The 6,000-nt window shown below is 68.5% G+C and carries 5 protein-coding genes and 1 pseudogene; 3 read left to right on the top strand and 3 right to left on the bottom strand.

Features of this window, described 5'->3' with window-relative positions:
- Nucleotides 1–12: 12 nt before the first annotated feature.
- The 3 genes from P3H15_RS46860 to P3H15_RS46850 all read right to left on the bottom strand — a co-directional run bounded on the left by P3H15_RS46860 (nucleotide 13) and on the right by P3H15_RS46850 (nucleotide 3,088).
- Nucleotides 13–177 (bottom strand): hypothetical protein, encoded by a 165-nt coding sequence (locus tag P3H15_RS46860; protein ID WP_276143574.1) that lies wholly within the window; start codon nucleotides 175–177, stop codon nucleotides 13–15.
- Between the two features lie 233 nt (nucleotides 178–410).
- Nucleotides 411–1,409 (bottom strand): cation diffusion facilitator family transporter, encoded by a 999-nt coding sequence (locus P3H15_RS46855; RefSeq protein WP_276143573.1) that lies wholly within the window; start codon nucleotides 1,407–1,409, stop codon nucleotides 411–413.
- 122 nt (nucleotides 1,410–1,531) lie between these two features.
- The gene (locus tag P3H15_RS46850) at nucleotides 1,532–3,088 is read right to left on the bottom strand and encodes an FMN-binding glutamate synthase family protein (protein WP_276143572.1); all 1,557 of its coding nucleotides are present in this window, start codon (nucleotides 3,086–3,088) and stop codon (nucleotides 1,532–1,534) included.
- A gap of 560 nt (nucleotides 3,089–3,648) precedes the next feature.
- On the opposite strand from P3H15_RS46850, the gene P3H15_RS46845 reads away from it, so the two are divergent.
- The 3 genes and pseudogenes from P3H15_RS46845 to P3H15_RS46835 form a co-directional block, all read left to right on the top strand.
- Nucleotides 3,649–4,938, top strand: a complete 1,290-nt coding sequence (locus tag P3H15_RS46845; RefSeq protein WP_276143577.1) for a sodium:proton antiporter — start codon at nucleotides 3,649–3,651, stop codon at nucleotides 4,936–4,938.
- Between the two features lie 132 nt (nucleotides 4,939–5,070).
- A complete protein-coding gene (locus tag P3H15_RS46840; RefSeq protein ID WP_276143571.1) occupies nucleotides 5,071–5,448 on the top strand; it encodes a hypothetical protein in 378 nt (125 codons plus the stop codon).
- Nucleotides 5,449–5,536: 88 nt separating this feature from the next.
- Nucleotides 5,537–5,761 (top strand): annotated as a pseudogene (locus tag P3H15_RS46835) (hypothetical protein); the annotation flags it as partial.
- Nucleotides 5,762–6,000: the final 239 nt, after the last annotated feature.

Below are 6,000 nucleotides of genomic sequence, written 5' to 3'. Positions count from 1 at the left end.
TGCCTCACCCCATCAGCCCAGAACCGGCATCATGCACTCCCGATCGGGAAGAGCCAGTTTACGGTCGCGTTCGGTCGGTGCGGCCTCCTCGTCGGTTGAGCCGGTGTCTGCGGGGTGCTGCGTGTGCTCGTGGTCCGGGTCGGTCCGGACTGCACGGCCGTCGAACTCTGTCCCCATGTCCTCGCCTCCTGTGTGCTCTGTCCGCGACTGTACGGCTCCACACCCGAGCAGTTCAGTCAAAACCGTCCACGCGTGGGTGATGGGGGCCATGCCTGCAGCGATGACAGCGCAGCGAGCGCGTCAAGGCCTCTTTCAGAGGCGGTCTCGAGGGTTTGGACGCGACCTGTGACTGATCACCGCGGTCCCTGGGACCGCCCGTCCTGGGGAAGGTTGGTCAAAGGGGTGGGTAGTTAATCGAACGGTGCGTCGTGGGTGTCGGTGCCCAGGTCTTGTTGGTCCGGGTCTGCGACCGTGAGGACGGCGTCGACGATGTGTGGGTTGCGTTCGAGTTCGTGTTCGAGTTTGCGCAGGGTGTGGGCGATGTGGGATTCGGCATGGTCGCCGACGAGGTCGACACTGGCGACGAGGAAGATCTGTTTCGGGCCGGTGTATTCGATGCGCACGAAGCGGACGGTGGCCACGTCGGGTAGCTGGGCGATTCGTTCGACGGCGGCGTCGCGCAGTGCGCTCGAACCCGGTTCCCCGGTGAGGAATCGGCGGTTCCGGTCGATCAGCACGACCGCGACCGCACCCAGCAGCACCCCGACGAGGATCGACCCGATCGCATCCCAGACGGCGGCGCCGGTGATCTGGTGCAGTCCGATGCCGGCGGCGGCGATGAGGATGCCGACGATCGCTGCGCTGTCTTCGGCGAAGACCGCCCGCACTGTCGGATCCGAGGTTTCGAGGGCGTAGTCGAGGACGTCGCGGTCGTGGTGGTGTGCCTCCCCGCGCAGTTGCCGGATGGCCCGCAGCAGCGATGTTCCCTCCAGGACGAACGCGACGGCGAGCACGAGGTAGGCGATCAGGTAGTCCTCGCCGGTGTCGGGCTCGTGGAGCAGCTCGGTCAGTCCGTGCCATACCGACACCGTGCCGCCGGCGACGAACAGTCCCACTGCCGCCAGTAGTGACCACACGTACGCTTCCCGGCCGTACCCGAGGGGGCGGTCTGCGTCTGCCGGTCGGGCGCTTCGGCGGTTGGCGATGAGTAGGAACACCTGGTTTCCGGTGTCGGCCCAGGAATGGGCGGCCTCGGCGACCATGGAAGCGGACCCGGTCATCAGTGCAGCCACCGATTTGGCGATGGCGACCCCGGCATTGGCGCCGAACGCAATGATCACGGTGCGGGTGCTCTCCCCGCCGGTGTCCTCCGCGGCCGCCAGTGGTCCCAGATCGTGTGCATCCGTCACGTCTCGAGTCTCACACGGGAATGCGCGGCGAGCACTGGCCGAAACGACCGGTGGCAGCTACTGCGTGTGGGGATGGTCGGAGGTGGGGCGAACGTCGATGGAGGTGCGCTGTGCAGTCGGTGTCACGGGGTGGGCTGCGGGCCCGTCGGGTCGGTATCGGCGGTGTCGGTCATCAGCCGGGTGATTTCGTCGCGGTCCGCCTGCCCGGGCAGTCCCCAGTCCGGCCGGTAGCCGTACAGCTCGCCGAGGGTGACCGAGCGCCGGTTGCCGTCTGCCACCTCGACATCGGCCGATGTGATCAGTCCGGGATGCGCGACACCGCACGCCTCGGCCACCTTGAACACGTCCCGGCGCAGGGCGCGCACGTAGTTCGCCGCGCGCACCGACTTCGACTCGACATCCAGCCCTCGTTCGAGCCAGGCGTTCTGGGTGGCGACGCCGGTGGGACAGCGGTCGGTATGGCATTTCTGTGCCTGGATGCAGCCGACGGCGAGCATGGGTTCACGCGCGACGTTGACCATGTCGCACCCCAGTGCCATCGCGGCGACCGCGTTGTCGGGCAGGCCGAGTTTGCCCGAGCCGACGAAAGTGACCTCGTCCGTCAGGCCGGCCTGCGCGAAGCGCGAATACACCCGAGCGAATCCACTGCGGAACGGCAGCGATACCGCGTCGGTGAACACCAGTGGGGCGGCGCCGGTGCCCCCTTCCCCGCCGTCGATGGTGACGAAGTCGACCCCGCGGTCGGACGTGCGCATCGCGTCCACCAGCAGGTCCCAGAACGTCGGGTCGCCGACGGCGGACTTGATGCCCACCGGCAGCCCCGTCTCACGGGCGACGAGTTCGACCCAGTCGAGCATGCTGTCGACGTCGTGGAACGCGGTGTGCCGGGAGGGACTGACACAGTCACGTCCCTCCGGGATGCCGCGCATCTCGGCGATCTCGGCCGTCACCTTCGCTCCCGGGAGCAGGCCGCCGAGTCCCGGTTTGGCGCCCTGGCTGAGCTTGACTTCGATTGCTTTCACCGGCGCCGACTCGACCAGTGCGACGAGCCGGTCGAGATCGAATCGTCCCTCGCCGTCGCGGCAGCCGAAGTACGCGGTGCCGATCTGGAAGACGAGGTCGGCGCCGTGCCGGTGATATCGCGACAGTCCGCCCTCCCCAGTGTTGTGGAGGCATCCCGCGTCCGCCGCGCCGCGGTTGAGCGCTGTGACGGCCGCGGACGACAACGAGCCGAAACTCATCGCGGAGATGTTGACGAACGAGGCGGGCCGGAAGGCTTTCGCCCGGCCGCGGGCCGCGCCGAGCACTTTCGCCGACGGAATATCGGCCTGTTCGCCGGAGTGCGGCCGCGCCGACGGAGGCACCTGGGAGAAGGTGCGGTGTTTGACGATCGTGTACCCGTCGGTGAACTCGATGTCGTTGTCGGTGCCGAACCCGAAGGTGTTGGTCTCCCGCTTCGCCGACGCGTACACCCACCGGCGCTGGTCACGGCTGAACGGACGCTCCTCGTCGTTGCCGGTGGTGATGTACTGACGCAGTTCGGGGCCGATCGACTCGAGCAGATATCGGCCGTGCCCGAGCACGGGGAAATTCCGCAACAGTGCGTGCCTGCGCTGAAGCAGGTCGTAGGAGGCGACCGCGGCGACCGCGGCACCGGCGAATGCTGTGGACCACCTCATTGCGCCACGGTACGTCCGGTGCAGAGCCGAGAAAGACGTTTCGACGCCGATCCGCGTCCTCCCGACGGTCTCCTCCGATCGGGTTAGCGGGGCAACCGGCGAGCGTGGGCGGAGCGGTCATGCACGACATGTCCCACGACGCCGGAAGGGCGGCCCCGGTGGTCGCCTGAGGCGCTGCCACGCCTCGCGGGTCCATGTCGAAGCATGCGCACCCGACGCACGCCCCTGATCGGGGCGTCTGCCTCGGCGTCAGAGATGACGCTGTCGGCACAGGGGTGACCGGATCGTGGCACGCACGGTCGGTGGCACCGACCGTCGCGCGCAGAGTCGAGGCGGGCGGGAGACCCCTACACCGGTGTCCAGGTGGTGGGTTCCTCGCAAGGCTCCCGGGCCGACGTCGGGTGCAGTCGAGTGCGGAGACGTCGCGGGTGAGCACCGTCGGAAACCGGAACCCCGGTCGCATGACGGGTCGGTGCAGGGTCAGGTGACCGGCGTTTCGGGGAGTCGGTTTCCGTGAACTCTGCACTGTCCTCCCGTTTTCACGAAAGGTGCGCGAGGTCATCGTGAATACCGACGTCGTCTACCTGTCCGCCGGTGTGGCGTTGCTGCTCGCCGCGACCGTTCCGCGCATCATGCGCAACCGGGCGGTGTCGGCGCCGCTGGTGGTGCTCGCGGTCGGAGCGGTGGTGGGGGTGTTCCTCGCGGGCGCCGACCTGGTGTCGCCGGTGGCGCATCCCGCGGTGGCCGAGCATGTGAGCGAGGGGTGCGTCATCGTCGCGCTGATGGGGGTGGGCCTGGCGATCGACCGGCCGCTCGGCCTACGGTCGTGGAACTGCACCTGGAGGTTGCTGGGCATCGCGATGCCGCTCGGTATCGCCGCGGTGGCGGTCCTCGGCTGGTGGGTGGCGGCCCTGACTCCGGCGGCCGCGCTGCTGCTCGGTGCCGTCCTCGCCCCGACCGACCCGGTGCTCGCGTCCGACGTCCAGGTGGAGGGACCGTCGTCGGGGGACTGCGCCGACCGGGAGGACGACGAGGTGCGGTTCGCTCTGACCTCGGAGGCCGGACTCAACGACGCTCTCGCGTTTCCGTTCGTCTATCTGGCACTGTTTCTGATCACGAAGGGCCCGGCCGGGGACTGGATCGCGCAGTGGTTCCTATGGGAATTGGTCGGCAACACCGTGCTGGGCGCGGCGATCGGCGCGGTCGCCGGGTACCTGCTGGGCCGGGCGGTGTTCCACTTCCCGATTCCGCATGCGCGGCCGGCCGAGAGTGGTGAACCGATCGTCGCGCTGGCCGCCACGTTCGCCGTGTACGGGCTCACCGAACTCGTCGGGGGGTACGGCTTTCTCGCCGTGTTCGCGTGTGCCGTCGCGCTCCGCCGGATCGAGCGGGCGCATTCGTACCACGCCGAAATGCACCGTGTGATGGAACATCTCGAGCACGTCCTGACCCTCGCGGTGCTGCTGTTGCTGGGCGTCGCCCTCACCTCGGGCCTGCTGGACCAGCTGACCTGGGGTGGGATCCTGGTCGCGGTCGCGGTCGCGGTCGCGGTCGCGCTCGTGGTGGTGATCCGTCCTCTCGTGGGGTGGCTGGCCCTGCTCGGATGCCGCGAAATGACGGTCCCGGAGCGACGGGTGACCGCGTTCTTCGGTATCCGCGGCATCGGATCGATCTACTACCTCGCGTTCGCCGCCGCCGTCGCGGGCATCGATCAGGAGAGCGCGTTGTGGTCGACGGCCGCCTTCGCCGTGGTGCTGTCGGTGATCGTCCACGGCGTCACCGCCACGACCGTGATGCAGTTGCTCGACCGGGGGCGAGGCGACACCGCCGACGACGATCGAACCGGGTAGGGCGGCGCGGTTCGCTCGGGCTGGGTCGGAGCCCAGCGGCGTGGTCGAGTGGTCAGAGATTGATCGTGGCGTCCAAACGTCCCGGAGCCGGTGCTCGACGATGTCCGGGAGCGTGCTCGCACGCCGGCCGTCATGTGGCTTCGCCGTGGCGCGGTCGTGCTGCTCGCACTGATCGTGACGCTCGGTGCGGTCGGGCTGCTCGGTGTCCGCAGCGGCACGGCCCACGCGGCGGGAGGCGGGTACGAGCTCATCCTGACGTATCCGCGCCTCGCACGAGCGGGACTGGACCAGGGGTGGACACCGGAACCCTCCGCCGAGACGGCCGACGCCTCCCGGACCTACATGACCGTCGATCCACCGCCGGGGGACACCCTCACCCTCGGTTTCGACGCCTACATCCAGCCGTCGAGTCAGCTCGGCCATGCGGGATCGGTGTCGGTGTCGGAGAAGGGAGTCGACGTGATCACCCTGGAATTCAGCACCTGGTTGGTGCCCCGATGGAAATCGTGATCCGGGCTGCGGTCCTGTTCCTGTTCCTGTGGGTGATCACCCGCGTGGTCGGACGGTCGACTGTCGGTGAATTGAGCACCTTCCAACTGGTCGGTACGTCGACGGTGAGGCGCTGCCGGCGTCGGAGCGGTGGGTGCTGCGGACGGTGCCGGCATTCCTCGCCGAGGATGTGGTGGCGGGGGAGCGGTCGCTCACTGCCGCCGAACAATTCGACATCGCCCTGCGCGCGGAAATCCTGGCCGACGCCCTGATCTGGCTGGATTTCGTCCTCGATGTCGACCTCCCCGACCCGCCCGACATGGCTGTCGCGTAGAAGTCACATCCGATTTCGGAAAGCGTTTGGGCCGTGATGGTTTCGTGCGGTGTGAACGGGCGGCGGGTGTAAGAAGGGGTGTGCGCATGTCTCGAGGCTGCGGGCTCTCCGCCGGCCCGGCCCGCACCGCATTCACCTCGGGCGCGCTCGGACGGCACCCGACGAACATCGGCGAGGCTTCACGGGGTGGGATGTCCTGTTGCGGAGACGTGTCGTGGCCGGATCTCGCCGTTTCGGGG

It is taken from the genome of Rhodococcus sp. T2V, assembly GCF_029269925.1.
Lineage (GTDB): Bacteria > Actinomycetota > Actinomycetes > Mycobacteriales > Mycobacteriaceae > Rhodococcus_F > Rhodococcus_F koreensis.
The sequence above is the reverse complement of the archived record's forward strand: the minus strand, read 5'-3'. Positions and strand labels throughout refer to the sequence as shown.